The 23534-nt window shown below is 63.1% G+C and carries 21 protein-coding genes and 1 pseudogene; 10 read left to right on the top strand and 12 right to left on the bottom strand.

Features of this window, described 5'->3' with window-relative positions:
- Nucleotides 1-526 precede the first annotated feature (526 nt).
- Together glpG and glpE are read right to left on the bottom strand one after the other, a co-directional pair.
- Nucleotides 527-1360 (bottom strand): rhomboid family intramembrane serine protease GlpG, encoded by an 834-nt coding sequence (glpG, locus tag J9889_RS11805; RefSeq protein ID WP_210556771.1) that lies wholly within the window; start codon nucleotides 1358-1360, stop codon nucleotides 527-529.
- Between the two features lie 29 nt (nucleotides 1361-1389).
- A complete protein-coding gene (gene glpE, locus J9889_RS11800) occupies nucleotides 1390-1713 on the bottom strand; it encodes a thiosulfate sulfurtransferase GlpE (protein ID WP_005307320.1) in 324 nt (107 codons plus the stop codon).
- Between the two features lie 163 nt (nucleotides 1714-1876).
- Here glpE and J9889_RS11795 point away from each other — a divergent pair, with 163 nt between their 5' ends.
- On the top strand, nucleotides 1877-2470 hold the full coding sequence (locus tag J9889_RS11795; protein WP_232092720.1) for a LysE family translocator: 594 nt from the start codon (nucleotides 1877-1879) through the stop codon (nucleotides 2468-2470).
- On the opposite strand, the pseudogene J9889_RS11790 reads toward J9889_RS11795, so the two are convergent.
- The 6 genes and pseudogenes from J9889_RS11790 to J9889_RS11765 form a co-directional block, all read right to left on the bottom strand.
- Nucleotides 2449-3293 (bottom strand): annotated as a pseudogene (locus J9889_RS11790) (AraC family transcriptional regulator). The gene J9889_RS11795 and the pseudogene J9889_RS11790 sit on opposite strands and share 22 nt — an antisense overlap.
- A gap of 82 nt (nucleotides 3294-3375) precedes the next feature.
- Nucleotides 3376-4077 (bottom strand): ATP-binding cassette domain-containing protein, encoded by a 702-nt coding sequence (locus J9889_RS11785; protein ID WP_010672380.1) that lies wholly within the window; start codon nucleotides 4075-4077, stop codon nucleotides 3376-3378.
- A gap of 10 nt (nucleotides 4078-4087) precedes the next feature.
- On the bottom strand, nucleotides 4088-4861 hold the full coding sequence (gene livG / locus J9889_RS11780) for a high-affinity branched-chain amino acid ABC transporter ATP-binding protein LivG (RefSeq protein ID WP_010672381.1): 774 nt from the start codon (nucleotides 4859-4861) through the stop codon (nucleotides 4088-4090).
- A complete protein-coding gene (locus J9889_RS11775; protein WP_039041002.1) occupies nucleotides 4858-6126 on the bottom strand; it encodes a high-affinity branched-chain amino acid ABC transporter permease LivM in 1269 nt (422 codons plus the stop codon). Before J9889_RS11775 ends, livG begins: the two co-directional genes overlap by 4 nt.
- Before the next feature lie 82 nt (nucleotides 6127-6208).
- Nucleotides 6209-7135: a high-affinity branched-chain amino acid ABC transporter permease LivH gene (livH, locus tag J9889_RS11770; protein WP_010672383.1), complete on the bottom strand. Its 927-nt coding sequence runs from the start codon at nucleotides 7133-7135 to the stop codon at nucleotides 6209-6211.
- Between the two features lie 66 nt (nucleotides 7136-7201).
- Nucleotides 7202-8323 carry a branched-chain amino acid ABC transporter substrate-binding protein gene (locus tag J9889_RS11765; protein WP_039041003.1) on the bottom strand — a complete coding sequence of 374 codons (1122 nt, stop codon included), beginning with the start codon at nucleotides 8321-8323 and terminating at the stop codon, nucleotides 7202-7204.
- A gap of 435 nt (nucleotides 8324-8758) precedes the next feature.
- Between J9889_RS11765 and J9889_RS11760 the strand changes: the two genes are divergently transcribed.
- On the top strand, nucleotides 8759-9763 hold the full coding sequence (locus J9889_RS11760; protein ID WP_210556770.1) for a substrate-binding domain-containing protein: 1005 nt from the start codon (nucleotides 8759-8761) through the stop codon (nucleotides 9761-9763).
- An 83-nt stretch (nucleotides 9764-9846) separates the two neighbouring features.
- Here the strand turns inward: J9889_RS11760 and norR are convergent, their stop codons facing one another.
- Nucleotides 9847-11373, bottom strand: a complete 1527-nt coding sequence (gene norR, locus J9889_RS11755; protein ID WP_171865792.1) for a nitric oxide reductase transcriptional regulator NorR — start codon at nucleotides 11371-11373, stop codon at nucleotides 9847-9849.
- A gap of 170 nt (nucleotides 11374-11543) precedes the next feature.
- Here norR and norV point away from each other — a divergent pair, with 170 nt between their 5' ends.
- The 7 genes from norV (at nucleotide 11544) to J9889_RS11715 (ending at nucleotide 20554) form a co-directional block, all read left to right on the top strand.
- Entirely contained in the window at nucleotides 11544-13028 is a 1485-nt protein-coding gene (gene norV, locus J9889_RS11750) for an anaerobic nitric oxide reductase flavorubredoxin (RefSeq protein ID WP_210556768.1), read from the top strand.
- Nucleotides 13025-14191 carry an NADH:flavorubredoxin reductase NorW gene (norW, locus tag J9889_RS11745; protein WP_143238238.1) on the top strand — a complete coding sequence of 389 codons (1167 nt, stop codon included), beginning with the start codon at nucleotides 13025-13027 and terminating at the stop codon, nucleotides 14189-14191. The genes norV and norW overlap by 4 nt, the downstream gene beginning before the upstream one ends.
- A 51-nt stretch (nucleotides 14192-14242) precedes the next feature.
- The gene (locus J9889_RS11740; RefSeq protein ID WP_210556767.1) at nucleotides 14243-14581 is read left to right on the top strand and encodes a DUF1971 domain-containing protein; all 339 of its coding nucleotides are present in this window, start codon (nucleotides 14243-14245) and stop codon (nucleotides 14579-14581) included.
- Nucleotides 14582-14703: 122 nt separating this feature from the next.
- Complete coding sequence (locus J9889_RS11735) at nucleotides 14704-15921, top strand: 4Fe-4S binding protein (RefSeq protein WP_210556765.1); 1218 nt, start codon at nucleotides 14704-14706, stop codon at nucleotides 15919-15921.
- Nucleotides 15922-16384: 463 nt separating this feature from the next.
- Entirely contained in the window at nucleotides 16385-17851 is a 1467-nt protein-coding gene (tnaA, locus tag J9889_RS11725; RefSeq protein ID WP_210556763.1) for a tryptophanase, read from the top strand.
- A 69-nt stretch (nucleotides 17852-17920) separates the two neighbouring features.
- Nucleotides 17921-19135: an aromatic amino acid transporter gene (locus J9889_RS11720; protein ID WP_210556761.1), complete on the top strand. Its 1215-nt coding sequence runs from the start codon at nucleotides 17921-17923 to the stop codon at nucleotides 19133-19135.
- A 198-nt stretch (nucleotides 19136-19333) separates the two neighbouring features.
- Nucleotides 19334-20554, top strand: a complete 1221-nt coding sequence (locus tag J9889_RS11715) for an aromatic amino acid transporter (RefSeq protein ID WP_210556759.1) — start codon at nucleotides 19334-19336, stop codon at nucleotides 20552-20554.
- 93 nt (nucleotides 20555-20647) lie between these two features.
- Here J9889_RS11715 and J9889_RS11710 read toward each other — a convergent pair whose 3' ends face one another.
- On the bottom strand, nucleotides 20648-21052 hold the full coding sequence (locus tag J9889_RS11710) for a g-type lysozyme inhibitor (protein WP_128272387.1): 405 nt from the start codon (nucleotides 21050-21052) through the stop codon (nucleotides 20648-20650).
- Between the two features lie 104 nt (nucleotides 21053-21156).
- On the opposite strand from J9889_RS11710, the gene J9889_RS11705 reads away from it, so the two are divergent.
- Complete coding sequence (locus J9889_RS11705) at nucleotides 21157-21333, top strand: hypothetical protein (protein ID WP_154676073.1); 177 nt, start codon at nucleotides 21157-21159, stop codon at nucleotides 21331-21333.
- Between the two features lie 57 nt (nucleotides 21334-21390).
- On the opposite strand, the gene J9889_RS11700 is transcribed toward J9889_RS11705, so the two are convergent.
- Nucleotides 21391-22164 (bottom strand): hypothetical protein, encoded by a 774-nt coding sequence (locus J9889_RS11700; protein WP_202041451.1) that lies wholly within the window; start codon nucleotides 22162-22164, stop codon nucleotides 21391-21393.
- 165 nt (nucleotides 22165-22329) lie between these two features.
- A complete protein-coding gene (locus J9889_RS11695; RefSeq protein ID WP_202041452.1) occupies nucleotides 22330-23094 on the bottom strand; it encodes an EAL domain-containing protein in 765 nt (254 codons plus the stop codon).
- Between the last annotated feature and the right edge of the window lie 440 nt (nucleotides 23095-23534).

Raw genomic sequence — 23534 nt, 5'->3', positions numbered from 1 at the left:
CGAGCCAGCATGTCGCCAGATGCCTCAACAACATCGTTCAGATCGTTTGCAATAGACATAAAAAATCCGGAACCAGTGATTGGTTCCGGATTGTCCTACAGCAGAAGGATCGGTCAATGGATCCTTAACTGATCAGCATTGCGCCCCTTGGGGCGGCGTTTTTTTATGGCAAATCGGCTCAGGCTGGCCTGTGGTGCCTGTCCAGCCAGCCCTGGGCAAGGCCGATCAGCAGGCCTGCCAGGTGAGCCATGTTGGTGGTCGCTTTGGTTACCGAGCAGTTTCCGGCAACCAGGCCTCACCCCGGCCTGTGGTGTCTGTCCAGCCAGCCCTGGGCAAGGCCGAGCAGGCCCGCCAGGTGAGCCATGTTGGCGGTCGCTATGGTTGCCGAGCAGTTGCCGACAACCAGGCCTCACCCCGGCCTGTGGCGCCTGTCCAGCCAGCCTTGGGCAAGGCCGACCAGCAGACCCGCCAGGTGAGCCATGTTGGTGGTCGCTTTGGTTGCCGAGCCGTTGCCGGCAACCAGGCCTCACCCCGGCCTGTGGTGCCTGTCCAGCCAGCCTTGGGCAAGACCGACCAGCAGGCCGACCAAATGGGCCATGTTGGCGGTGGGGGTACCGAGCATGTCCAGGAAGCCGAGCACCAGCCAGACCAGCATGAAGCCCATCAGGGCTGGCGGCATGGCGAGGCCGCAATCCGGTTGCAGCCTGGTTCGCAGCCAGCTGTAGCCGAGCAGGGCATAGACCACCCCGGAGAGGCCGCCAAAGCGCGGGCCGCTGACAAAGAACTCGGCGATATTGGGCAGGGCCGCCCCGATGATGAGCAGGATGAACAGCTTGCCGCTGCCGAGGCGTTGCTCTATCTGGCCACCGAGATACCACCACCACAACAGGTTGAACACCAGGTGCAGCACCGAGAAGTGGATGAAGGCCGGGGTGACGTAGCGCCAGGCCTGCCAGTCGGTGAACTGGGCCAGGGTGGGATGGAAGGCGAGCTCGTCGAAGATGGGTAGGCCGATGGCATCCAGAGCGTAGATGGCCAGGCAGGCGATGATAACCACCAGGGTCAGAGGGCCCGCCTGGTGGAGGAAATCGGTGACCGGATCCGTCATCCCCTTGCTGTAGTCGATCCGGGCATCGGCATGGCCGGATTGCCAGGAGGCCTCCATGTAGCGGGGATGATTGGGTTCGCTCAGGAAGCGTTTGACCTCCTGCTGGGCCTGGGCGAGGCGCCGTTCGTCCGCCAGCCAGACCGAGACGCCGAGCTCGGACTGGGTCAGCTCGCACGGAATGCCCAGGGTGGCGAGATAATCCACCAGCGCCTGGGCCATGCGGGCGTCACCCAGCACCAGCAGCTGGATCATGCCGGTCGAGGAGGTGCGACCCGCCTCTGTCATGCGTCCCCCGCCTGGATGGGGAACTCCCTGCGCCAGGCCTCGAAACCGCCATCCAGGCTATAGACCTCGTCATAGCCTTGTTGCAGCAGGTACTGGGCCGCCCCCTGGCTGCTGTTGCCGTGATAGCACATCACGATGACGGGGGTATCGAAGTCCACCTCGTTCATAAAGCGAACCAGGGTGCCGTTGGTGAGGTGGAAGGCGCCGACCGCGTGGGCCGTCTCGAAGGATTGGGGATCGCGAATGTCCACGAGACGGGCTTCGCCTGCGCTCAGCTTCTGGTGGGCATCATGGGCGCTGATATGGGCAAACTGGTCCATTGAGATGTCCTGAAAATGGAAGGTTGAAGGGCAGTTTACCGCAAGCGGCGGTTTGCGCTAAGTGTGCAATGGAGGCGGCATCGAGGGGATCGCAATTTTCTTCAATATCGTGCCGCCCGGGCCGGGTAGGCTCGGGCTTCCCTCAATTGAACGAGCATCATCCATGGAATTCAGTCTGCTGTTATCCATGGCCGGGTTTGCCCTGGCCATGTCCATCTCCCCGGGGCCGGTGAATCTGGTCGCCCTTGGCACCGGCGCCCGGTACGGTTTCACGGCCAGCCTGCGCCACGTGGTGGGGGCCACCCTCGGCTTCATCCTGCTGCTCCTGCTGATGGGGCTGGGTCTTGGCGGCGCCCTGTCCCGCTGGCCTGTGGCGCTGGGGGCCATTCACTGGGGCGGCGTGCTCTTTCTCGGCTGGATGGCCTGGCAGTTGCTGGTGGACAGCGGCGAGGTGAAGGAAGTAGAGGGTGTGCCCCCCGCCTTCTGGTACGGGGCCTTGATGCAGTGGCTCAATCCCAAGGCCTGGCTCGCCGCCAGCATGGGGATGGGAGCCTATGGGATCGCGGGCGGCATGAGCCAGATCGCTTTCTTTACCGGCATCTATCTGGTGATCTGCCTCGGCTCCATCGCCTGCTGGGCCTATGCGGGCAGCCGATTGCAGGGGTGGCTGGTCTCTCCTCGCCGGTTGCGCTGGTTCAATCGGGCCATGGCGCTCTTGCTGCTGCTCAGCGCCGCCTATCTGGTGCGCTCGTCCTGAGGGACGAGCTGCGCTCTGTACTGGCCCGGGGTGGCGGCCACCCGGCGTTTGAACTGGCGCTGGAAGTGGGCCTGATCGGCAAAACCGCTGGCAAGGGCCACTTCCGCCAGGGGCTGCCCCTGGCGCAGCAGGGTGCGGGCGTGGCGAATGCGCTGATCGAGCAGGTAGGCGTGGGGCGTCATGCCGTAGTGGCGGCTGAAGGCGCGCACGAAGTGGGAAGGGGTAAGCCCGGCCACCGCACTCAGCTGCGCCAGGGTGAGGGCGCAGGCACTCTCGTCCTGCATCAGCTCGGCGGCTCGCTGCAGGTGCGGGGAGGGCGGTCATCCCACTTGGCCGGGGTGAGCCTGGCCAGAAGCTGGCGGCTGAAGAGGTGGCAGGCCACTTCGCGAGCCAGGGGATCCGGCTCCTCTACCAGTTGCCGGTGAAGCCGGCAGAGCCCCTGGTAGAGCAGGGGATCCCGGCTTGCGGTCATGTCGAAGGGGCGAAACGCGTTGCCGAGCCCGGCCTCCTCCTGCTGGCGCTGCAACCAGAGGTTGTCGATGTAGAACATCAGATAGGACCAGGGCTGGTCAGCGACGGGATTGCAGGCATGCACCTCTTCCGGGTTCATCAGCACCAGGCTGCCGCGGCCGACCTCTTGCAGGCTGCGCTGGTTGAGGTAGTGGCTGTGGCCGCCGGTGATGGCACCGATGGATAAGTGGGGGTGGCTGTGCTTGTCATAGCAGACGCGCCGGCCATCCTGCACCGCCCGCGCCTCGATGAAGGGCAGGGCGGGATCGTGCCAGAAGTGGTGCTGATCCTGCGTCGCCCGCGCACGGCTCACAATGTGCTCCTCGGCGGGGGGCTGTTCCCCTGCCGGGCTCGGGGAGCGCGGCAGGGGAAGGGTGACGATGGTTGCTGCATCCTCAGCCGCCGAGATAGGCCTGGCGGACGGCGGGGTTGGCCAGCAGGGCTTCTCCCGTGTCTTGCAGCACCACCCGGCCGTTCTCCAGCACATAGCCGCGATCCGCCAGCTTGAGCGCCTGGTTCGCGTTCTGCTCCACCAGGAAGATGGTCATCCCCTTCTGGCGCAGTTGCTCTATGGTGTCGAAGATCTGCTGGATGACGATGGGCGCCAATCCGAGGGAGGGTTCATCCAGCAGCAGCAGGCGCGGCTTGCTCATCAGGGCGCGGCCGATGGCCAGCATCTGCTGCTCGCCGCCGGACATGGTGCCTGCCCGCTGCTCCAGCCGCTCGTGCAGGCGGGGGAACAGGGTAAAAATCTGATCCAGCAGGCCGCGCTGCTCCGCCTTGTCGACGAAGAAGGCCCCCATCAGCAGGTTCTCCTCCACCGTGAGGCGGGCGAAGATGCGGCGCCCCTCCGGCACCACGGCGATGTCTTTGCGCATGATGCGGGCGGTGGTGAGAGAGTCTATCTGCTCCCCCTCGAACCAGATGCTGCCGCTGCTGGGCTTGGGTTCGCCGCACAGTGTCATCAGCAAGGTGGTCTTGCCGGCGCCGTTGGCGCCGATCAGGGTGACGATTTCCCCCTCTTTTACCTCGACGCTGACGTCGTGCAGCGCCTGGATCTTGCCGTAGTGGGTCGATACGTTGCGAAGTTCTAACATCTTTTTGTCCTTACGACTCGCCCAGATAGGCCTTGATCACCGCCGGATTGCTGCGGATTTCGTCCGGTTTGCCGTGGGCCAGCGGGGTGCCCTGGTTGACCACGAAGATGCGGTTGGAGATCTCCATCACCAGCTTCATGTCGTGCTCGATCAGCAGCACCGAGACCCCGAACTCGTCCCTCAGGTTGGAGATGAGCTCGTTGAGCTCGTCGGTCTCCTTGGGGTTGAGGCCTGCGGCCGGTTCATCGAGCATCAGCAGTTCGGGCCGGGTCGCCATGCAGCGGGCGATCTCGAGGCGGCGCTGCTGGCCGTAAGCCAGGTTGCCCGCGGCGCGGTTGGCGAGATCCTTGAGGCCCACCTTTTCCAGCCAGAAGGCGGACTGCTCCAGCCCCTCTTTCTCGGCACGGCGGAAAGAGGGGGTCTTGAACAGGCCGGCGATGAAGCCGGTATTGAGATGCCTGTGCTGGGCCACCAGCAGGTTTTCCACCGCAGTCATCTCCTTGAACAGGCGCACGTGCTGGAAAGTCCGCACAATGCCCTTGCGGGCGATGAGGTGGCCGGGCAACCCCTGGATCTCCTCACCCTTGTAGCGAATGACACCGCCACTCGGGCGATAGAAGCCGGTCAGGCAGTTGAAGATGGTGGTCTTGCCCGCCCCGTTGGGGCCGATGATGGAGATCACCTCCCCCTTTTCCACATCCAGCTTGACGCCGTTGACTGCGAGCAGGCCACCAAAGCGCATCGACAGATCTGAGACATCCAACAATGGTTGATTGTTGCTCATTTACGCAGCTCCATATGGGGTCGACTCATGGGCAGCAGTCCCTGCGGCCGCCAGATCATCATGAATACCATCAAGAGACCGAACATCAGCATGCGATATTCGTTGAACTCGCGGGCGAGCTCCGGCAGCACCGTCATCACGATGGCCGCCAGCACCACCCCGATCTGGGATCCCATGCCTCCCAGCACCACAATCGCAAGGACGATGGCCGACTCGATAAAGACGAAGGATTCCGGGCTGATGAAGCCCTGGCGGGAGGCGAAGAAGCTGCCGGCAAAGCCCGCGAAGCAGGCGCCTATGGTGAAGGCGGTCAGCTTGATGATGGTGGGGTTGAGCCCCAGGGACTTGCAAGCGATCTCGTCTTCCCGCAGCGCCTCCCAGGCACGGCCGAGCGGCATGCGCAGCAGGCGGTTGATGACGAACAGGGTCGCCACTACCAGCACCAGGGCCATCAGGTAGAGGAAGATCACCTTGTGGTTGGCGTTGTAGGCGATGCCGAAGAAGTCGTGGAAGGTGCCAAAGCCCCCATCCTTGACGGTGCGGTTGAACTCGAGCCCCCCCAGGGTCGGTTTCGGAATGCCGGAGATCCCGTTCGGACCGCCGGTCAGGGTGGTCATGTTGTTGAGCAGGATGCGGATGATCTCGCCAAAGCCCAGGGTGACGATGGCCAGGTAGTCCCCCCGCAGCCGCAGCACCGGGAACCCGAGCAGGAAGCCGAAGGTGGCCGCCAGCAGACCTGCGATGGGCAGACACTCCCAGAAGCTCAGACCGAAGTAGGTGTTGAGCAGGGCGTAGCTGTAGGCGCCGACCGCATAGAAGCCGACATAGCCGAGGTCGAGCAGACCGGCGAGGCCCACCACCACGTTCAGTCCCAGCCCCAGCATGATGTAAATCAGGGTGAGGGTGGCCAGATCGATGGCGCCGCGAGAGGCCATGAAGGGCCAGCTCACCGCAAACAGCAGCACCAGCACGGCGGTGAGGTTATAGAGCTTGGGGGCCTCTTCGGGGCTTGGCAGCACCAGCTTGGTGAAGCCGACGGAGAAGCCGCTGATGGAGGCCTGGAACAGCCGGCTTATCTGGCCGCGCAGCATCTGGAACCAGAAAACGATGGTGGCGCCCCCCAGCAGCCAGGCCAGCGACACATCGAGGCGGCTCACCACCAGCAGGCGGGAGCCATCGGTCTCCAGCTTGAAGCCGAGCAGCCAGAAGGAGAGCACCAGCAGCACCAGGCTGGCGATGCAGGCATGGATAAATTGACGTTTCATCAGACTTTCTCCACTTCCGGACGGCCGAGAATGCCAGTGATGGTCATGAACAGCAGCACGAGGGCATGCATAGATTGGTTTTTCATACCTTCTCGACCTCCGGACGACCCAGGATGCCGGTGGGCATGAAGAGCAACACGAAGATGAGCAGGGCGAACGCCATCACATCCTTGTACTCGGTGCTGAGATAGCCCGCGGTGAGCGCTTCCACCACGCCGAGCAGCAGGCCGCCCAGTACGGCACCGGGAATGCTGCCGATGCCGCCCAATACCGCGGCGGTGAAGGCCTTCAAGCCCGCCATGAAGCCGAGATAGGGGTTGATGACACCGTAGTACATGCCGAGCAGCACCCCCGCGACGGCGGCCAGGGCGGCCCCCAGCACGAAGGTGATGGAGATGACCACGTGGGTGTCTATCCCTAACAGGTTGGCCATCTTGATGTCTTCGGAACAGGCTCGGCAGGCACGCCCCATGCGGGAGCGGCCGATGAACTGGGTCAACGCCAGCATGGTGACGAAGGTCACCACGAAGATGATGAGCTGCATGTAGGAGAGGCTGGCCTGGAAGCCATCCTCGCCGCCGAGGGTCCAGCCCCCGGAGATCAGAGTGGGCATGGCGATGTCACGCGAGCCCTGGGCCATCCGCATCATGTTCTGCAGGAAGATCGACATGCCGATGGCGGAGATGAGGGGGATCAGGCGGTTGCCGCCCCGCAGCGGACGATAAGCCACCCGCTCTATGGACCAGCCATAGCTGCCGGTGATGATGATGCTGACCAGGAAGGCGCCCCCCAGCAGCAGCACGGTGCTGTCGATGCCCATCATCATGAGCCCGGCCATCACCATGAAGGCGACATAGGAGCCGATCATGTAGACCTCGCCGTGGGCGAAGTTGATCATGCCGATGATGCCGTAGACCATGGTGTAGCCGATGGCGATCAACGCATAGGTGCTGCCTATGGTCAATCCGTTCAGCAACTGCTGAACCAGATAAAGAAGGTGTTCGGACATACCGCGTTCCCTGTGTACTTGCCCGCAAAGAAAGGAGGGGTGACTCACGTCACCCCGACCGGCAGATTATTTGAGTTGAGTGGAGGTACCGTCGGCGTGCCACTGGAACACACCGAACTCGAAGCCTTTCAGGTCACCGTTCGGTGCCCAGGTCAGGGGGCCCATCACGGTGTCGATCGGTGCGGCCTTGATGGCGGCAGCGACGGCAGCCGGATCATCCTCGCCCGCCTTGGCGATACCGGCCGCCAGGGCCTGCATGGCGGCGTAGGTGGTCCAGACGAACGGACCGGAGGAGTCCTGACCCTTGGCCTTGAACGCTTCTACGATGGGGGCGTTGGCCGGCACCAGGTCATATTTGTTCGGCAGGGTCACCAGCAGGCCTTCGGAAGCCGGGCCGCCGATGGCGGAGATGTCCTTGTTGCCCACGCCTTCCGGACCCATGAACTTGGCCTTCAGACCCTTCTCGCCAGCCTGGCGCAGGATCAGACCCAGCTCCGGGTGGTAGCCGCCGTAGTAGACGAAGTCGACGTTCTCTTTTTGCAGCTTGGCGATCAGGGCGGAGAAGTCCTTGTCGCCGGCGGTGATGCCCTCATAGGCAACGACCTTGACGCCGGCCTTGTCCAGCGCGGCTTTCACGCTGGAGGCGATGCCTTCACCGTACTGTTTCTTGTCGTGGATGACGGCCACGCGCTGGGGTTTGACCTGCTCGATGATGTACTTGGCGGCGGTCGGGCCCTGGTCGCTGTCCAGACCGATGGTACGCAGGGTCAGCTGGTAACCGCGCTCGGTGATCTTGGGGTTGGTGGAGGCGGGGGTGACCATCAGGACCCCTTCATCTTCATAGATGTCGGAGGCGGGCAGGGTGTTGTCGGAGCAGAGGTGGCCGACCACGAACTTGACGCCGTCGTTGATTACCTTGTTGGCGATGGCCACGGCCTGCTTGGGATCGCAGGCATCATCATAGATGACGGCTTCGATCTGCTTGCCCTTGATGCCGCCCGCCTTGTTGATCTGCTCGACCGCCATCTTGCCGCCGGTGAACTGCATGTCACCGTACTGGGCGACCGGGCCGGTCAGGGGGCCGGCGATGCCGATCTTGATGGTATCGGCCGCATTGGCCATGGAAACTGATCCAAACAGAGCCAAAGAAACCGCTGCTCTGACTGCCATTTTGCTGAAGTTATGCATTGATTCGTCCCTTAATCAGTGAATTGTTTCATTTTATGCACGTCATTCCGAGCCTGTGTCCCGCCAGCCCGGCGATAGATAAGGTTCTATCATTCCTCGCCGGGCAATAACAAGATGTTAAAGATACTAACCGGAGCAGGTGTGAGAGGGGTTTTGTGAAACTAACACGCAGTTTATTGCTGTTTACTGGAGTTTAATGTCGTCAAGGTGGTGCAACATACAGATAACAAATTGTCATGGTGACAATTCCCAGAGTAAAAAACTGACGATATTTCATTCTGCGTCCGCTCTCATTTTGACCAAAATCCGTTTGCGCAAAAAGAAATGACCGCATAGATTAGCCAGCATTGATAATTCACTGGCAGCGCCCGTTAAAACCAAGCCTTTATTCGGGAAATCTGCTACTGTTCCGCCTTTGTTATTCAGGAGACAGAGATGGCAACTATCAAGGATGTCGCCTCGCGCGCAGGCGTATCCATCTCCACCGTCTCACATGTACTCAATCACACCCGTCGGGTCAGCGAAGACGCAACCCAGAAAGTGCTTGAGGCGGTGGCAGAGCTGAACTACGCGCCCAACTCGGTGGCGCGCAGTCTCAAGATCAATTCGACCAAGACCATTGGCGTGCTGGTGACCACCAGTGCCAACCCCTTCTTCGCGGAAGTGGTACAGGGGGTGGAAGCCTACTGCTTCGAGCAGGGTTACAGCCTGATCCTGTGCAACACCGAGAACCAGCCGCCCCGCCAGCAGCACTATCTGCGCATGCTGATGGAGAAGCGGGTCGACGGTCTGCTGGTGCTGGGGACCGATATCGACACCCAGTTCAGGGACATGCTGCGTATCCACAAAAACGTGCCGCAAGTGGTGCTGGACTGGGGCAACGAGTGCGATTTCGCCAACGTGATCAACGACAACGCCCGCATCGGCGCGCGTCTGGCGGTGCGCCATCTGCTGGAGCAGGGCCACACCAACATCGTCTGCATCACCGGCCATCTCGCCAAGCCGACCACCCAGCAACGGCTGGACGGGGTGCGCGATGCCCTGGCTGAACAGGGGATGACCCTGAAAGAAGAGCAGATCTTCGAAGGGGACTACGAGAGCCAGAGCGGCTTCGATGCCATGCAGCGCATCCTGGCCCTCACCCCTCGCCCGACCGCGGTCTTTGCCTTCGACGATCCCATGGCCATCGGTGCCATCTGCGCCGCCTGGGAGGCCGGGGTCAAGGTGCCGGACGATATCTCCATGATCGGCTATGACGATGTGGAGATGGCGCGCTTCTCCAGCCCGCCGCTCACCACCATCCGCCACCCCAAGGCCGAGCTCGGTCTGCTGGCGGTGCAACAACTGGTGAGCCGGATCCGCAACAAGGAGCTGGAAGTGGAGTCCATGACGGTGCAGCCCGAGCTCATTGTCCGCCGCTCGGTCAAGTCCCTGCGCTGACGGCGCCACGGGTGCCATGAACAAGAAACCCCCTCGCCAGCGAGGGGGTTTCTGTTTTTGGGCCCCTCTCGAATCTGGGGGCGTCAGGCCTTGAGGCCGAGCCGCCTGGCGAGGCGGTGCAGGTTGCCGCCGTCCAGATCCAGCGCCCGGGCGGTGGCGGCCCAGTTGCCGTCATGGGCCGTCAGGGTCTGCTCGATGAGCTGGCGCTGGAACAGATCGGTGGCGGCGCGAAGGCCAAGGTCGGCAATGGCCGGGGAGGCGGGCTGGCTGACGGTGTCGGCGGGCAGGGATGAGCCCGTCGGTCCCAGGTTGAAGTGGTGGGGTTCCAGGGTCGGCGAGGGGCTCCCCTGTTCGGCCCTGGCCAGCACGGCGGCGCGGTGGATGGCGTGCTCCAGCTCCCGCACGTTGCCGGGCCAGTCGTGGCGCTCGAGCAGTTGCAGCGCTTGTGGCTGGATACGCAGCCGCTCCAGCCCCAGGCCGAGCCGGCAGCGCTCGCAAAAGTAACCGGCCAGCAGGGGAATGTCGCCTGGGCGTTCCCGCAGTGCCGGGGCGTGGATCGGGAAGACGCTCAGCCGGTGGTAGAGGTCGGCCCGAAACTGCCCCTCGACCACCGCCTGCTTCAGATCCCGGTTGGTGGCCGCCAGGATACGCACATTCACCTTGAGCGGGGTGTCGTCACCGATCCGCTGCAGATCGCCGTATTGCAGCACCCGCAGCAGCTTGGCCTGCAGCGCCAGGGAGAGCTCCCCTATCTCGTCGAGAAACAGGGTGCCCTTGTCCGCGAGCTCGAACTTGCCCGCCCGATTGTGGATGGCGCCGGTGAAGGCCCCCTTCACGTGACCGAACAGCTCGCTCTCGGCCACGGATTCGGGCAGGGCGGCGCAGTTGAGGTAGACCAGCGGGGCCTTGGCACGCTGGGAACCGCCATGCACCGCCTTGGCGATCAGCTCCTTGCCGACCCCCGTCTCCCCCAAAATCAGCACGTTCAGCTCCGAGCTTGCCACCACGTCTATCTCGTGGCGCAACCGGGCCATGGCGGGGGAGTGGCCTATCATCTCCGGCTGCTCAGGGCCGGGCCGGGTGCCGGGGACCAGGGGCTCGCTGCTCTGGCGGGCGAGCCGCTCCAGCAGCAGGGCGTTGTCGAGGGCGGCGGCGGCCAGGGCCCCCACCAGACGCAGCTCCTCGTCGCTGATGCCGTCGAACTGGGCCGGGTTCATGCCGTCTATGGTCAGGGCGCCGATCAGCGCCTGATCCGAGAAGAGCGGCAGGCCGACGCAGGCGTGCACCTTGAAGTCGTCGTGATCCGGCAGCAGGCCGTCATAGGGGTCGGGCAGGGCGCTGTCGGCAGGGAAGCGCACCACATCCCCGGCGCGGGCGATGGCCTCGAGGCGCGGGTGATCCTTGAGGGCGAAGCGGCGCCCCAGCACGTCCTGCATCAGGCCGTCGATGGCCAGCGGGATGAACTGGCCCCCCTCGTAGCGCAGCAGGGCCGAGGCATCCGATTTCAGCAGGCTGCGCACGCTCTGGATCAGACGGTGGAAGCGGTCCTGATGGGAGATGCCGAGTTGCAGGTCGAGGGCGATGCGTGCCAGGCTGTCGGTCGAGATCACGATAATTGTCCAAATGACAGTATATTTGTGATTATGACTATAAATGTGTGGTGTCTTAATGACAATGGTTGATATGAGAAACCATTAAAAACAATGAGTTACAGGTTGGCACGTCCGCTGCAATAGCTGGTTTAGTCGAACATACACTATTGCATCCGAGGAACTGCCTGATGAGCATTCACGTCAAGAACAACATCCACTGGGTCGGCCAACGGGACTGGGAGGTACGCGACTTCCACGGCACCGAGTACAAGACCCACAAGGGCACCAGCTACAACAGCTACCTCATCCGCGAAGGGAAAAACGTGCTGATCGACACCGTCGATCACAAGTTCAGCCGGGAGTTCGTGCAGAACCTGGCGGCCGAGATCGATCTCGCCGCCATCGACTACGTGGTGATCAACCACGCCGAGGAGGATCACGCCGGCGCCCTGACCGAGCTGATGGCCCGTATCCCCGGCACCCCCATCTACTGCACCCACAACGCCATCGATTCCATCACCGGCCATCATCACCACCCGGAGTGGAACTTCCACCCGGTCAAGACAGGTGACAGCCTGGACATCGGCAACGGCAAGCAGCTGGTATTCATCGAGACCCCCATGCTGCACTGGCCCGACAGCATGATGACCTACATGACCGAGGATGCGGTGCTCTTCTCCAACGACGCCTTCGGCCAGCACTACTGCGACGAGCACCTGTTCAACGACGAGGTGGATCAGAGCGAGCTGATGGAGCAGTGCCAGCGCTACTACGCCAACATCCTCACCCCCTTCAGCCCCCTGGTGACCGCCAAGATCAAGGAAGTGCTCGGCTTCAACCTGCCGGTGAGCATGGTGGCCACCTCCCACGGCATCGTCTGGCGCGAGGACCCCACCCAGATCATCCTGAAATACCTGGAGTGGGCCGACCACTATCAGGAAGACCGCATCACCCTCTTCTACGACTCCATGTCCAACAACACTCGCATGATGGCCGACGCCATCGCCCAGGGCATCCACGAGGTGGACCCCGGCGTGGCGGTGAAGATCTACAACGTGGCCCGCCACGACAAGAACGAGATCCTGACCCAGGTGTTCCGCTCCAAGGGGATACTGGTGGGCTCCTCCACCATGAACAACGTCATGATGCCCAAGGTGGCGGGCATGCTCGAAGAGATCACCGGCCTGCGTTTTCGCAACAAGCGCGCCTCGGCCTTCGGCAGTTACGGCTGGACCGGTGGCGCGGTGGACCGGATCCAGACCCGATTGATGGACGCAGGCTTTGACATCAGCATCTCTCTCAAGGCCAAGTGGCGGCCGGATGGCTCGGCGCTGGCTGAATGCCGCGAGCATGGTCGCCAGCTCGCCCGTCAGTGGGCGTTGCACCCGCTGGACGCACCCCGCCCGATCACCACAACCCAGACAACCGTGACGCCCGTCCCCGCGATGCCTGCTGTTGAGCCGCAAGCCGCAGCGGCCGCCGCCGAATGGGATGACGACCAGGCCATGCTCTGCACGGTCTGCCAGTGGGTCTATGACCCGGCCCAGGGCGAGCCGGATCAGCTGGTGGCGCCGGGCACCCCCTGGGCCCAGGTGCCGGACAGTTTCCTCTGCCCCGGCTGCGGCATCGGCAAGGAGGTATTTGAACCCTGCGCCGTGGAGGCCTGTGTATGAGCGCAGCAACGCAGAGTGACGCCGGCATCAGCCGGGAGATAGTGGTGATCGGCAGCGGCTTCGCTGCCCAGCAACTGGTCAAGAGCCTGCGCAAGCTTAACGCCGAGCAGCCCATCCGCCTCATCACCGCCGACAGCGGCGATGAGTACAACAAGCCCGACTTGAGCCACGTGGTGAGTCGGGGCTGCCCTGCCGCAGCCATGACCCGTCAGAGCGGCAGCGATTTTGCCGAGCAGCAGCGCATCGCGCTGCTGCCCCACTGCCCGGTGCATGGCATCGACCCTGCCCGGCGGTTGGTGCTGACCGAGCAGGGGGAATTCCCCTACGGCAAGCTGGTGCTGGCCACCGGGGCGAGCGCGGTGCGCCCCGATCTGCCGGGCAGCGAACACCTGGTCACCCTCAACAGCCAGCAGGAGTACGCCGCCATCGAGGCGCAACTGCGCCAGGCCCGCCGCATCCTGGTGCTGGGGGCGGGGCTCATCGGCTGCGAGCTGGCGATGGACATGGCGAGCGCAGGAAAAGAGGTGACGCTGGTGGATCTGGCCGACAGCCCCTTAAGCGCCCTGCTGCCCGCCGCCCTGACCGAGCCGCTGCAACAGGCCCTGCGCAGCCAGGGGGTCAGCCTGCAGTTCGGGACGGGTCTCGCCAGGATAGATGCCCAGCCGGGGGATGGCTGGCGCGTCACCCTGACCGATGGGCGCATCAGCGAGCAGGATCTGGTGATCGCCGCGATCGGCCTGCGGCCGAATCTGGCCCTGGCCCGTGGGGCCGGGCTGGCAGTGGAGCGCGGCATCCTGGTCGATGATCGGCTGCAGACCAGCGATCCCCACATCTTCGCCCTGGGGGATTGCGTGCAGTGGCAAGGTCAGCTGCTCCCCTTCCTGCAACCCATAGTGCTGGGGGCCAATGCGCTGGCGCGCACCCTGCTCGGCACACCGACCCCGCTGGCCCTGCCGCCCATGCTGGTGAAGGTGAAGACGCCGCGCTACCCGCTGCAACTGGCGGGTCGTACCCGGGGTGAAGATCTCGCCTGGCAGTGCCGCTGGAACAGCCACGGCATGGTGGCCGAGGCGCACGGCGAAGATGGCAAGCTGTGCGGCTTCGTGGTGGGGGGCGACCAGATGAGCGCCGCCTTCCCGCTGCTGCGTCAGCTGCCCCGTTGAACCATTAATAGCCGAAGGCCGGGCTGACCAGGCCACTCGAGGAGAACCGATATGGCCATGCAACTGATCCCGTCTCACTGGGTGGTACGCCGTTCCACCCCCTTTTTCACCCGCCAGAACGTGCCCCAGGCCCTGCTCACCCACCACAACACCGCGGCCGGGGTGTTCGGCCAGCTCTGCGTGATGGAGGGAACCGTCACCTATCACGGCTTTGCCGACGAACATGCCGAGGAGCCCGAGGTGAGCCTGGTGATCCGGGCCGGGGAGTTTGCCACCAGCCCGCCCCAGTACTGGCACAGGGTTGAGCTGTCGGAGGATGCCCGCTTCAACATCCACCTCTGGGCCGAGCAGGCCGAATCCGACCAGCCGCTGTTCCACAGCCGCAAATAACGGGGTTTAAGGCTGAGGGGGCGGAGCGGGCAAATGCCCCCTCTGCCCATGCAGATCAAAATCATCAACTCAGATGTTGGTTATCCTGCCCCCTCGATTCGGATGAGCACTGTGAGGGAAGCATGAGCCTGTTGGAAGCCCTGACCATGACCTCGGGTCTGGTCTATCTGGTTCTGTTGTTGTGGCAGGGCCGCAGCGGTTGGGGCTGGACGCTCTCTCTGCTGTTGGCCGCCGCGCTCTGGCTGCTGGTGGCGGATTCGGTACTCTGGCTCGCACTGGGGCTGGTGGCCACGACCCTGGCGCTCTGGCTGCGCTATCGCCCCCTACTCATGCTGGCCCACATAGACAGTCAACGTCTCAGAACGGCCACCAGGCAGCTATTGCTGCTGTGTTGGGTGTTGGTGGCGGTTCAATATGTTGTTCATATCGGACAGTTGGGGCTGGGGATGACCCCCTGGCTGGTGCGCCCCGACGTGGTGGACGGTTTCCTGCCCATCGCAGGTGGTCTCGGGCTGCGGGCCTGGCTCGGGCAGGGGCTGACGGACCCCCACCACCCGGCGGCCACCGTCACCGTGCTGGTGCTCTCCCTGTCGGCCCTGCTGCTGGGTCGGGCGTTTTGTGCCTGGTTCTGCCCGCTCGGGCTGGTGGGGGAGTGGCTGCACGGCCTGCGCTCGCGCCTGTTGCCGGGGGAGTGGACCCCGCCGCTCTGGCTCGATGCCGTGTTGCGCGGCCAGAAGTTTCTGGTGCTCGGTTTTCTGCTCTTCATCATATTGCTGGCGGTACCCGCCGCCGCCCTGCCCGGCTACCTTGCCAGCCCCTACCATCAGGCGGCGGACATGAAGATGGGGGCCTTCTTCTTCAACCTGACCCTGATCTCGGGCCTGTGCCTTGGCTGGGTGCTGCTGCTCACCGCCACCTTCCGGCAAGGGTTCTGTCGCTACCTCTGTCCCTATGGCGCCTGGATGGCCCTGCTCGGCCTGCTGACCCCGCTGCGCATTCGCCGTGACCCGGCCCGCTGCCTGCGAAGCGCGGGCCACGACTGCGACAAGTGCAGCCGGGCCTGCCCCTCGCGCATCCAGGTACACCAGCTCATCGCGGTGCGCAGTCTCGAGTGCACCAGCTGCCAGAGCTGCGTGGCCGCCTGCCCCAAGCGGGCCGATGCCCTGCATCTTGGCACGCAAGGGCAGCGACTCGCCCCCCGCCAACTGCTGGGGCTGCTCTGTCTGTTGCTGCTGGTGTTGCCGCTGCTCGCTTACGGCTTGCTGGATCTCTGGGTCAGCCAGACACCGATCCCTGACCGCTACGAGTTGTTGCAGCGGCTGCCCTGGCTGAGCCACTGAGGGGGGAAAGGGCAAAAGGTGGATGATGGGGGGATCTTTCGGATTGGCGATAAAAGCTGTATAAAAATCCCCCGCCAAATTGTTAGCGCCATCCCACTTTGCTCATATTGCAATTGATCATATAGCGCTCCCCACCATAATGGGTGCTGTTATTTGGCGTTGTTAATATCAATTGGATGAGCAACAACATGAATATCAAGGTCAGCTATCCCAAGTGGTTTACCCTGGACCATAAGATCGCGTTCTTCTTCCCGCTGTAATTCCCCGCGGCGGCGCGGCATGCCTGCCATGCCACGAGCCCGCCTCCATTCCTGAACTGAAATAGCTGCACCTATCTTCGCCTGTTTATTCTGGCGAGGCGATGTCGTGCACCCATTTCAAAATATTTCCCATCTGCCGGACATTCTATTTTCGGCGCGGGAAGAGACTCATTTTGAATATTTAAATCTGGGGTGTTTATATTATGGAAAACTTCAAGCATCTGCCCGAACCCTTCCGTATTCGTGTCATCGAGCCGGTCAAGCGCACCACCCGTGCCTATCGGGAAGAGGCCATTGTCCGGGCTGGCATGAACCCCTTCCTGCTGGACAGCGAAGACGTCTTCATCGACCTGCTGACCGACAGCGGCACCGGCGCCATCACTCAGGACATGCAGGCCGCCATGCTGCGCGGTGACGAGGCCTACAGCGGCAGCCGCAGCTACTATGCCCTGCAACAGGCGGTGCAGGAGATCTTCGGCTACTCCCTGACCATCCCCACTCATCAGGGGCGCGGCGCCGAGCAGATTTACATCCCCGTGCTCATCAAGAAGCGGGAGCAGGAGAAGGGGCTGGATCGCAAGAAGATGGTGGCCCTCTCCAACTACTTCTTCGACACCACCCAGGGCCACACCCAGATCAACTGCTGCATGGCGAAGAACGTCTACACCAGGGAGGCGTTCGATACCTCGGTCACCGCCGACTTCAAAGGAAACTTCGATCTGGTGAAGCTGGAAGAGGCCATCCTGGAGGCGGGCCCCGCCAATGTGCCCTACATCGTCAGCACCATCACCTGCAACTCCGCCGGGGGGCAGCCGGTCTCCATTGCCAACCTGAAGGCGGTGTACGAGATCGCCAGAAAGTACGACATCCCGGTCATCATGGACTCCGCCCGCTTCGCCGAGAACGCCTACTTCATCCAGCAGCGGGAGCCCGGCTACGCGAACTGGACCATCGAGGAGATCACCAGAGAGTCCTACAAGTACGCCGACGGCCTCGCCATGTCGGCGAAGAAGGATGCCATGGTGCAGATGGGGGGGCTGCTGTGCTTCAAGGATGACAGCATGCTGGACGTCTACACCGAGTGCCGCACCCTGTGCGTGGTGCAGGAGGGCTTCCCGACCTATGGCGGCCTGGAAGGGGGCGCCATGGAGCGCCTGGCGGTGGGCCTGCGGGACGGCATGCGCCAGGACTGGCTGGCCTATCGCATCGGCCAGGTGCAGTACCTGGTTGACGGGCTGGAGGCCATCGGCGTGGTGTGCCAGCAGGCGGGGGGCCATGCGGCCTTCGTGGATGCGGGCAAGCTGCTGCCCCACATCCCGGCGGATCAGTTCCCGGCCCACGCCCTGGCCTGCGAGCTCTACAAGGTCGCCGGCATCCGCGCGGTGGAGATAGGTTCCCTGCTGCTGGGGCGCGACCCCGCCACCGGCAAGCAGCACCCCTGCCCGGCGGAGCTGCTGCGCCTGACCATCCCCCGTGCCACCTATACCCAGACCCACATGGACTTTGTCATCGAGGCCTTCGGCGAGGTGAAGAAGAACGCCCACCGGGTGAAGGGGCTGGACTTCATTTACGAGCCGGCCGTGCTGCGGCACTTCACCGCCAGACTGAAAGAGGTCGAGCATAACGACCCGTCAGCCGGCAAGACGCAGAAAAAATTGATAGAAGCATAACGAGTCAGGGGCACAGATTTTTCTGTGCCCTTTTTTTCACTGCTCTGTGAAAGATTTGGAGTGACACACATGACATCAACACCGTCCGTCATCGGAGGGGCCTGCATCATTGCCAGCGTCTGTGTCGGTGCCGGCATGCTGGGGCTGCCGAGCGCGGGAGCCGGGGCCTGGACCAGCTGGTCAACCCTCGCCATCATTCTCACCATGGTCATCATGACGGTTTCAGGCTGGATGCTGCTGGAAGCCCTGAAACCCTACGCATTGACTGCCTCCTTCAACTCGGTGACCAAGGATCTGCTCGGTCACAGGATCAATCTCTTCAACAACCTCACCGTCTATTTCGTGGGCGGCATTTTGCTCTATGCCTACATCACCTCGTCGGGTCTCATCCTGGGCGGCCTGCTGGGCATCAATAGCCAGCTGGCCTCGGTGTTGTTTGTGCTGGTGTTCTCCTGGTTTGTCTGGCATTCGACCCGGGCGGTGGACAGGATTTCGGTCGTCCTGATCGTCTTTATGGTGCTGAGCTTCATGTTCGGGGTCTCCGGGCTTGCCAGCAAGGTCGACACCGCCAAGCTGTTCAACTCCTTTGCCGAGGAGCTGGGCCGCGCCCCTTACGTCCTGGCCATGTTGCCGGTGGCGCTCACCTCGTTTGGCTACCACCATTCGGTCGCCTCGATGCGCGCCTATTACGGTGAGGAGCAGAAAGCCAGGCAGGCGATCCTGGGGGGGACCCTGATCGCCCTGGCGCTCTATCTGCTGTGGTTGCTCAGCATCTTCGGCAACCTGCCTCGTCCCGCCTTCGGCCCCGTCATCGCCAAGGGGGGCGACGTGGATGTGCTGCTTGGGGCGCTGGCCTCGGTGATCGAGTCCAGGCAGGTCTCCCAGGCCATCAACCTCTTCTCCATGGCGGCCATCCTCTCCTCCTTCATCGGGGTGGGGCTCGGGGTGTTCGACTATCTGGCGGATCTGTTCCGGTTCGACAACAGCCGCCGGGGGCGGGCCAAATCCTGGGCGGTGACCTTCCTGCCCCCCCTGGCGCTCTCCCTGATGTTCCCGTTCGGCTTCGTGGTGGCCATCGGCTATGCCGGGGCTGCGGCGACCGTCTGGGCCTGCATCATCCCGGCCCTGCTGGCGAAGAAGTCCCGGGAGCTGACCCCGGACGAGGCGGGGTTCAAGGCCCCCGGCGGCCAGCCCATGGTGGTGGCCGTCATCGTCTTCGGGGTGCTTACCGCCATCTTCCACCTGATGGCCATGGCGGGTCTGCTGCCCGTCTATACCGGTTGACCCTGGTGTGCTGAACCTGGCCCCATCCCGAACATATTCCACGGATGGGGCGCAGGGTCCGGCCCGTTTCCCCCCATTTCCCCTCCGGATTTGATACCCGAAGGCATGCAGGGTAAAGTCCCCCGGCGCCAGCAGTGGCGAACGCAGGAGAAGCACGGCGGTGTGCCGTGACCAGTCGACAATCCGTTTGGGGGAGTAATGGAACAGAAACCATCGTTGGTGGGCGGGGCATGCATCATTGCCGGCGTCTGTGTGGGGGCCGGCATGCTGGGGTTGCCGAGTGCGGGGGCGGGCGCCTGGACCCTCTGGTCCATGCTCGCGGTGGCACTGACCATGGTGGTGATGACGGTCTCCGGCTGGATGCTGCTGGAGTCCTATCGGGGCTATCCCCTGCGCGTCTCCTTCGATACCGTGACCCGGGATCTGCTGGGGGAGAAGGTCAACGCCCTCAACAATCTCAGCGTTTATTTCGTCGGCGGCATCCTGCTCTATGCCTACATCACCTCGGCCGGTCTCATCATCGACGGCATGACGGGGATGGGCAGCCAGTGGGCGTCCGTGCTCTTTACCCTGGCCTTCTCCCTGCTGGTGTGGCACTCCACCCGGGCGGTGGACCGCATCTCGGTGTTGCTGGTGATCCTGATGGGGCTGAGCTTTGCCTTCGGCATCTCGGGCCTGTCGATGAACGTGCGCCTCGATCTGCTGCTCGACCGGGTGGGCAGCGAAGTGAGCTACGCCCCCTATGCCCTGGTGATGCTGCCGGTGGCGCTCACCTCGTTCGGCTACCACCATTCGGTCTCCTCCATGCGCGCCTACTACGGTGAAGAGCGCCGCGCCAGCCGCGCCATTCTGGGGGGCACCCTGATCGCGCTCGCGTTTTACCTCATCTGGCTGGTGAGCGTCTTTGGCAACCTGCCCCGCAGCGAGTTCGGCCCGGTGATCGCGGAGGGGGGCAACGTGGATGCTCTGCTCAAGGCTCTCGGTTCGGTGATCGAGTCCAAGGCGGTGGCCAGCGCCCTCAACGCCTTCTCTATGGCGGCCATCCTCTCCTCCTTCATCGGGGTGGGGCTCGGGGTGTTCGACTACCTGGCGGATCTGTTCAAGTTCGACAACAGCCGGGGTGGCCGCGCCAAGTCCTGGGCGGTGACCTTCCTGCCGCCCCTGGTGCTCTCCTTGCTGTTCCCGTTCGGCTTCCTGGTGGCCATCGGCTATGCGGGCGCCGTGGCGACCCTGTGGACCTGCATCATCCCGCCCCTGCTGGCCTGGAAGGTGCGGGCGGCCCGGCGCGAAGCAGGTGGCGAGGGCTTCCGCGCCCCCGGCGGCCTCTTCATGATCGTCCTGGTGATCCTGTTCGGCGTGCTGACCGCCGCCTTCCACCTGCTCAACATGGTGGACCTGCTGCCCGCCTACAATGGCTGAGCCGTTACCCGGGTCGCAGTGCCAGCACACAATGACAAAGAAGGAGCCTCATGGGCTCCTTCTTGCTTGTCACACAGGCAATATTGGCGTCGGTTACTGAATGCCGACCGACAGGGAGTGGGGGACCTTGGCGCCTTTACGGGCGGTGGCGCGCATCTGGTAGACCTGGATCAGGTACTTGCCCGACTTGGGCAGGGTGCCTTGCCATTTTGTGTCCACGTTGCCGCCGCCCAGTGCCTCGGCCTGACCCGGGATGGCGCCCGGCGCGAAGACGTTGAAGTTGGCATTGGTGCTGCCGGTGATGGCGACCGTCATGGTCTGGCCTTCTTTGGCGCCCAGGGTGTAGTTGATGGTGTCATAACCGGAGAAGGTGCCGTCAACCTTGGCGCTGTGCGTGCCTTTGGCGAAGTGCACCGGCACCGTGGTCACCTTGTCTGCCGCCTGAACCGAGGCCGCCATCATCATGGCCAGCAAGGCGGCCGTTACTGCTTTTTTCATTATGTATTGCTCCTGTGATCGGGCCCTGGCACGGGCCTCGAGGGGAAGATATGCCTGAACGATGACGCGACTCCATCGAAATGATGGGGCGGTCGGAGCGGGGGATGTTGCAAGATTTGGGGTATGCACAGACGGACATGGTGCCTTTTGGCCGCAAGCCAGATGAACACAAGGTCGATGGGGTTTTATATGGCGAGTTCCCTGATACAGGGGGCGTTTTTGTCAACGTGGTGTTGACGAACAGGGTGCCCGCTGCGGCCATGAGTCTGCGACAGAATTGATCGCCCCGGGTCTCCTGCATGGTCAGGGCGCGGGAGGGCGTGCGGAAAAAGAGGACGTTAAGGTTGGCTGGTGCCCTCAGCCGCCATGGCCTGCTGCTGATAGCGCGCCACCGTGCCGTCCTGCTTCATTTGCCGGATCACGCTGGCAAGGGGGGCCAGCAGATCCTGATGCCGTTCGTGCAGGTAGACGTAAGAATCGGCCAGCTCCATCACCCCGGCGGAGTAGATGCCGGCATAGCCCGGGTCCTGGCGCGTCAGGGCGGCCAGGGCCTGGCTGGCAATCAGGGTCTGCTCCACATAGAGGTCACTGCGCCCCTTGAGCAGCTTGCCCATCCCCTGCTCGGCGGTGGTGATGGCAAAGAGCCGGTCCGGTGCCACCACCTTGCCCAGCATCATCTCCGGCAGCTTGGCGCCACGGCGAAACTCGACCCGATAACCGGTGCCCTGCAGGCTGTGCCACCCCTGCAACTGGATCCCGGGCTGGTGGGCATAGGCCTGATAGGAGACGGCGAAATGGGGCTCGGGCACGCGCTGGAGGGTGCGGGTCTGCTGCTGGTAGCTGGCGGCGCGGTGGATCTCGCCATCGACCTGTCCCTGCTCTGCCAGCAGGGGGGCCCGTCCCCCGGGGTAGCCCTGGTACTGGAAGTCATAGCCCAGGCGGGCGAACGCATCCCGATAGATGAGATCGAGCCAGCGACCATAGGGGGACTCCCTGGTTTCAAGGGAGCTCACCAGTGTGATGTTGCCCCCGCCTTGCGCCCCCCATACCTGGAAGGCCAGCAGCAAGAGCAGTGAAAGAGCGAAGAAGCGGTATCCTGAAACCTGCGCCATGGTGTCCCTGTCAGAGCGGTGGTTGCAAAGGGTGACAGTCCTATCCTAGCCCAGGGGGTTGCCCGGTCCAGCGCTTTCTGCCGTCCGCCCGTGGATACCCTCCGGGCCGCCTCCCGTCCCGCCTTGCCCGAATGAACGACAACAAAGGGAGATGGCCAGCGGCGCTCACAGGCTGGCGAAATCCACCTCGGGCAGGGTTTCGAAGCCGGGGCGGGCAAACAGATAGCCCTGCATCAGGCTGACGCCCATCTCCCGCAGGCAGGCCATCTCGTCGCGGGTCTCGACCCCCTCCGCCAGCGGGGTGATCTGCAACTCCGTAAACAGCGCCAGACAGTGGCGAACGATGGCCTGACGGATCGGGTCCTGGTCGATGCCGCGCAGCAGGTGCATATCGAGTTTGATGATGTCGGGGCGAAAATCGGCCAGCAGGCTCAGGCCCGAGTAACCGGCGCCAAAGTCGTCGATCGCCGTCTTGAAGCCAAGGGCCTGATAGTGATCGACGATGCCGCGAATATGGCGGTTGTCCTGCACCTGTTCCACCTCGGTCAGCTCGAACATGATCTGCTCGATGGGAAAGAGATGCTCGCGGGCCGCCTGCAACGTGGTGCGGATGCAGCGCTCCGGGCGATAGACCGCATTGGGCAGGAAGTTGATGCTCAGCATGCCCCGCATGTCGAGGCGGGCGGCCAGCGCGATGGCCTTGATCCGGCACAGCTGATCGAAGCGGTAGCGGTTGTCGTCGTTGACCCGATCAATCACGCTCTGCGCCGGCTCGTTGTTGAGCCCCCGCACCAGCGCCTCATAGCCGAAGATGGTGTGCTTGCTGCAATCGACGATGGGCTGAAAGGCCATGGTGAAGTCGAAGTCGAGATCTGCTTTCTCCTGACACAGCTGGCAGATAGCGGGGGACGGGGCGGCAGGTATATCCATGACTCTCCTCTCGGGGCGTGGCGGCGCTGGGGACTGACTCAAATGATAACAGCTCGGCTCCGCCAGCAGGGTAATTTCCCGGTAATACGCAGCCACTCCCCTTGAGGCACCAAACGTTACCCCGTTTTCTGCAAGATATGCGGCAAGGGCGGGTGAGGGTTGTTCCGCTTGTTTGCCAGAGATCGGGCGATGCCCCGCAGGCACCCGTTAGCGTTGCTGGTGGCCGCCAACTCAGCCAAGGTTGTCGGTATAAACAAAATTTATGGGTTTTCGGATAATGACCAAATTTTTACTTACCTGATTACCCATGATTAGCAGTCAGTTACCACGAACTATACTGATCTTACGTACAGTTATCGAGGTGCGAGATCATGGCCAAAAGCAAAATCCAATTCCAGAAAGGCTACAGCCTGTTTGAGTTTCTCAAGGACTATGGCACT

Source organism: Aeromonas sp. PrichA-15, assembly GCF_017939245.1.
Lineage (GTDB): Bacteria > Pseudomonadota > Gammaproteobacteria > Enterobacterales > Aeromonadaceae > Aeromonas > Aeromonas caviae.
The sequence above is the reverse complement of the archived record's forward strand: the minus strand, read 5'-3'. Positions and strand labels throughout refer to the sequence as shown.

What these genes read in the sequence shown, in the direction of transcription:
- glpG (WP_210556771.1), bottom strand. Translation starts at nt 1,360, where the DNA reads ATGATCCAGCTGCTGGTGCTGGGTGACGCCCGCATGGCCCAGGCGCTG.
- glpE (WP_005307320.1), bottom strand. Translation starts at nt 1,713, where the DNA reads ATGGACCAGTTTGCCCATATCAGCGCCCATGATGCCCACCAGAAGCTG.
- J9889_RS11795 (WP_232092720.1), top strand. Translation starts at nt 1,877, where the DNA reads ATGGAATTCAGTCTGCTGTTATCCATGGCCGGGTTTGCCCTGGCCATG.
- J9889_RS11785 (WP_010672380.1), bottom strand. Translation starts at nt 4,077, where the DNA reads ATGTTAGAACTTCGCAACGTATCGACCCACTACGGCAAGATCCAGGCG.
- livG (WP_010672381.1), bottom strand. Translation starts at nt 4,861, where the DNA reads ATGAGCAACAATCAACCATTGTTGGATGTCTCAGATCTGTCGATGCGC.
- J9889_RS11775 (WP_039041002.1), bottom strand. Translation starts at nt 6,126, where the DNA reads ATGAAACGTCAATTTATCCATGCCTGCATCGCCAGCCTGGTGCTGCTG.
- livH (WP_010672383.1), bottom strand. Translation starts at nt 7,135, where the DNA reads ATGTCCGAACACCTTCTTTATCTGGTTCAGCAGTTGCTGAACGGATTG.
- J9889_RS11765 (WP_039041003.1), bottom strand. Translation starts at nt 8,323, where the DNA reads ATGCATAACTTCAGCAAAATGGCAGTCAGAGCAGCGGTTTCTTTGGCT.
- J9889_RS11760 (WP_210556770.1), top strand. Translation starts at nt 8,759, where the DNA reads ATGGCAACTATCAAGGATGTCGCCTCGCGCGCAGGCGTATCCATCTCC.
- norV (WP_210556768.1), top strand. Translation starts at nt 11,544, where the DNA reads ATGAGCATTCACGTCAAGAACAACATCCACTGGGTCGGCCAACGGGAC.
- norW (WP_143238238.1), top strand. Translation starts at nt 13,025, where the DNA reads ATGAGCGCAGCAACGCAGAGTGACGCCGGCATCAGCCGGGAGATAGTG.
- J9889_RS11740 (WP_210556767.1), top strand. Translation starts at nt 14,243, where the DNA reads ATGGCCATGCAACTGATCCCGTCTCACTGGGTGGTACGCCGTTCCACC.
- J9889_RS11735 (WP_210556765.1), top strand. Translation starts at nt 14,704, where the DNA reads ATGAGCCTGTTGGAAGCCCTGACCATGACCTCGGGTCTGGTCTATCTG.
- tnaA (WP_210556763.1), top strand. Translation starts at nt 16,385, where the DNA reads ATGGAAAACTTCAAGCATCTGCCCGAACCCTTCCGTATTCGTGTCATC.
- J9889_RS11720 (WP_210556761.1), top strand. Translation starts at nt 17,921, where the DNA reads ATGACATCAACACCGTCCGTCATCGGAGGGGCCTGCATCATTGCCAGC.
- J9889_RS11715 (WP_210556759.1), top strand. Translation starts at nt 19,334, where the DNA reads ATGGAACAGAAACCATCGTTGGTGGGCGGGGCATGCATCATTGCCGGC.
- J9889_RS11710 (WP_128272387.1), bottom strand. Translation starts at nt 21,052, where the DNA reads ATGAAAAAAGCAGTAACGGCCGCCTTGCTGGCCATGATGATGGCGGCC.
- J9889_RS11705 (WP_154676073.1), top strand. Translation starts at nt 21,157, where the DNA reads ATGTTGCAAGATTTGGGGTATGCACAGACGGACATGGTGCCTTTTGGC.
- J9889_RS11700 (WP_202041451.1), bottom strand. Translation starts at nt 22,164, where the DNA reads ATGGCGCAGGTTTCAGGATACCGCTTCTTCGCTCTTTCACTGCTCTTG.
- J9889_RS11695 (WP_202041452.1), bottom strand. Translation starts at nt 23,094, where the DNA reads ATGGATATACCTGCCGCCCCGTCCCCCGCTATCTGCCAGCTGTGTCAG.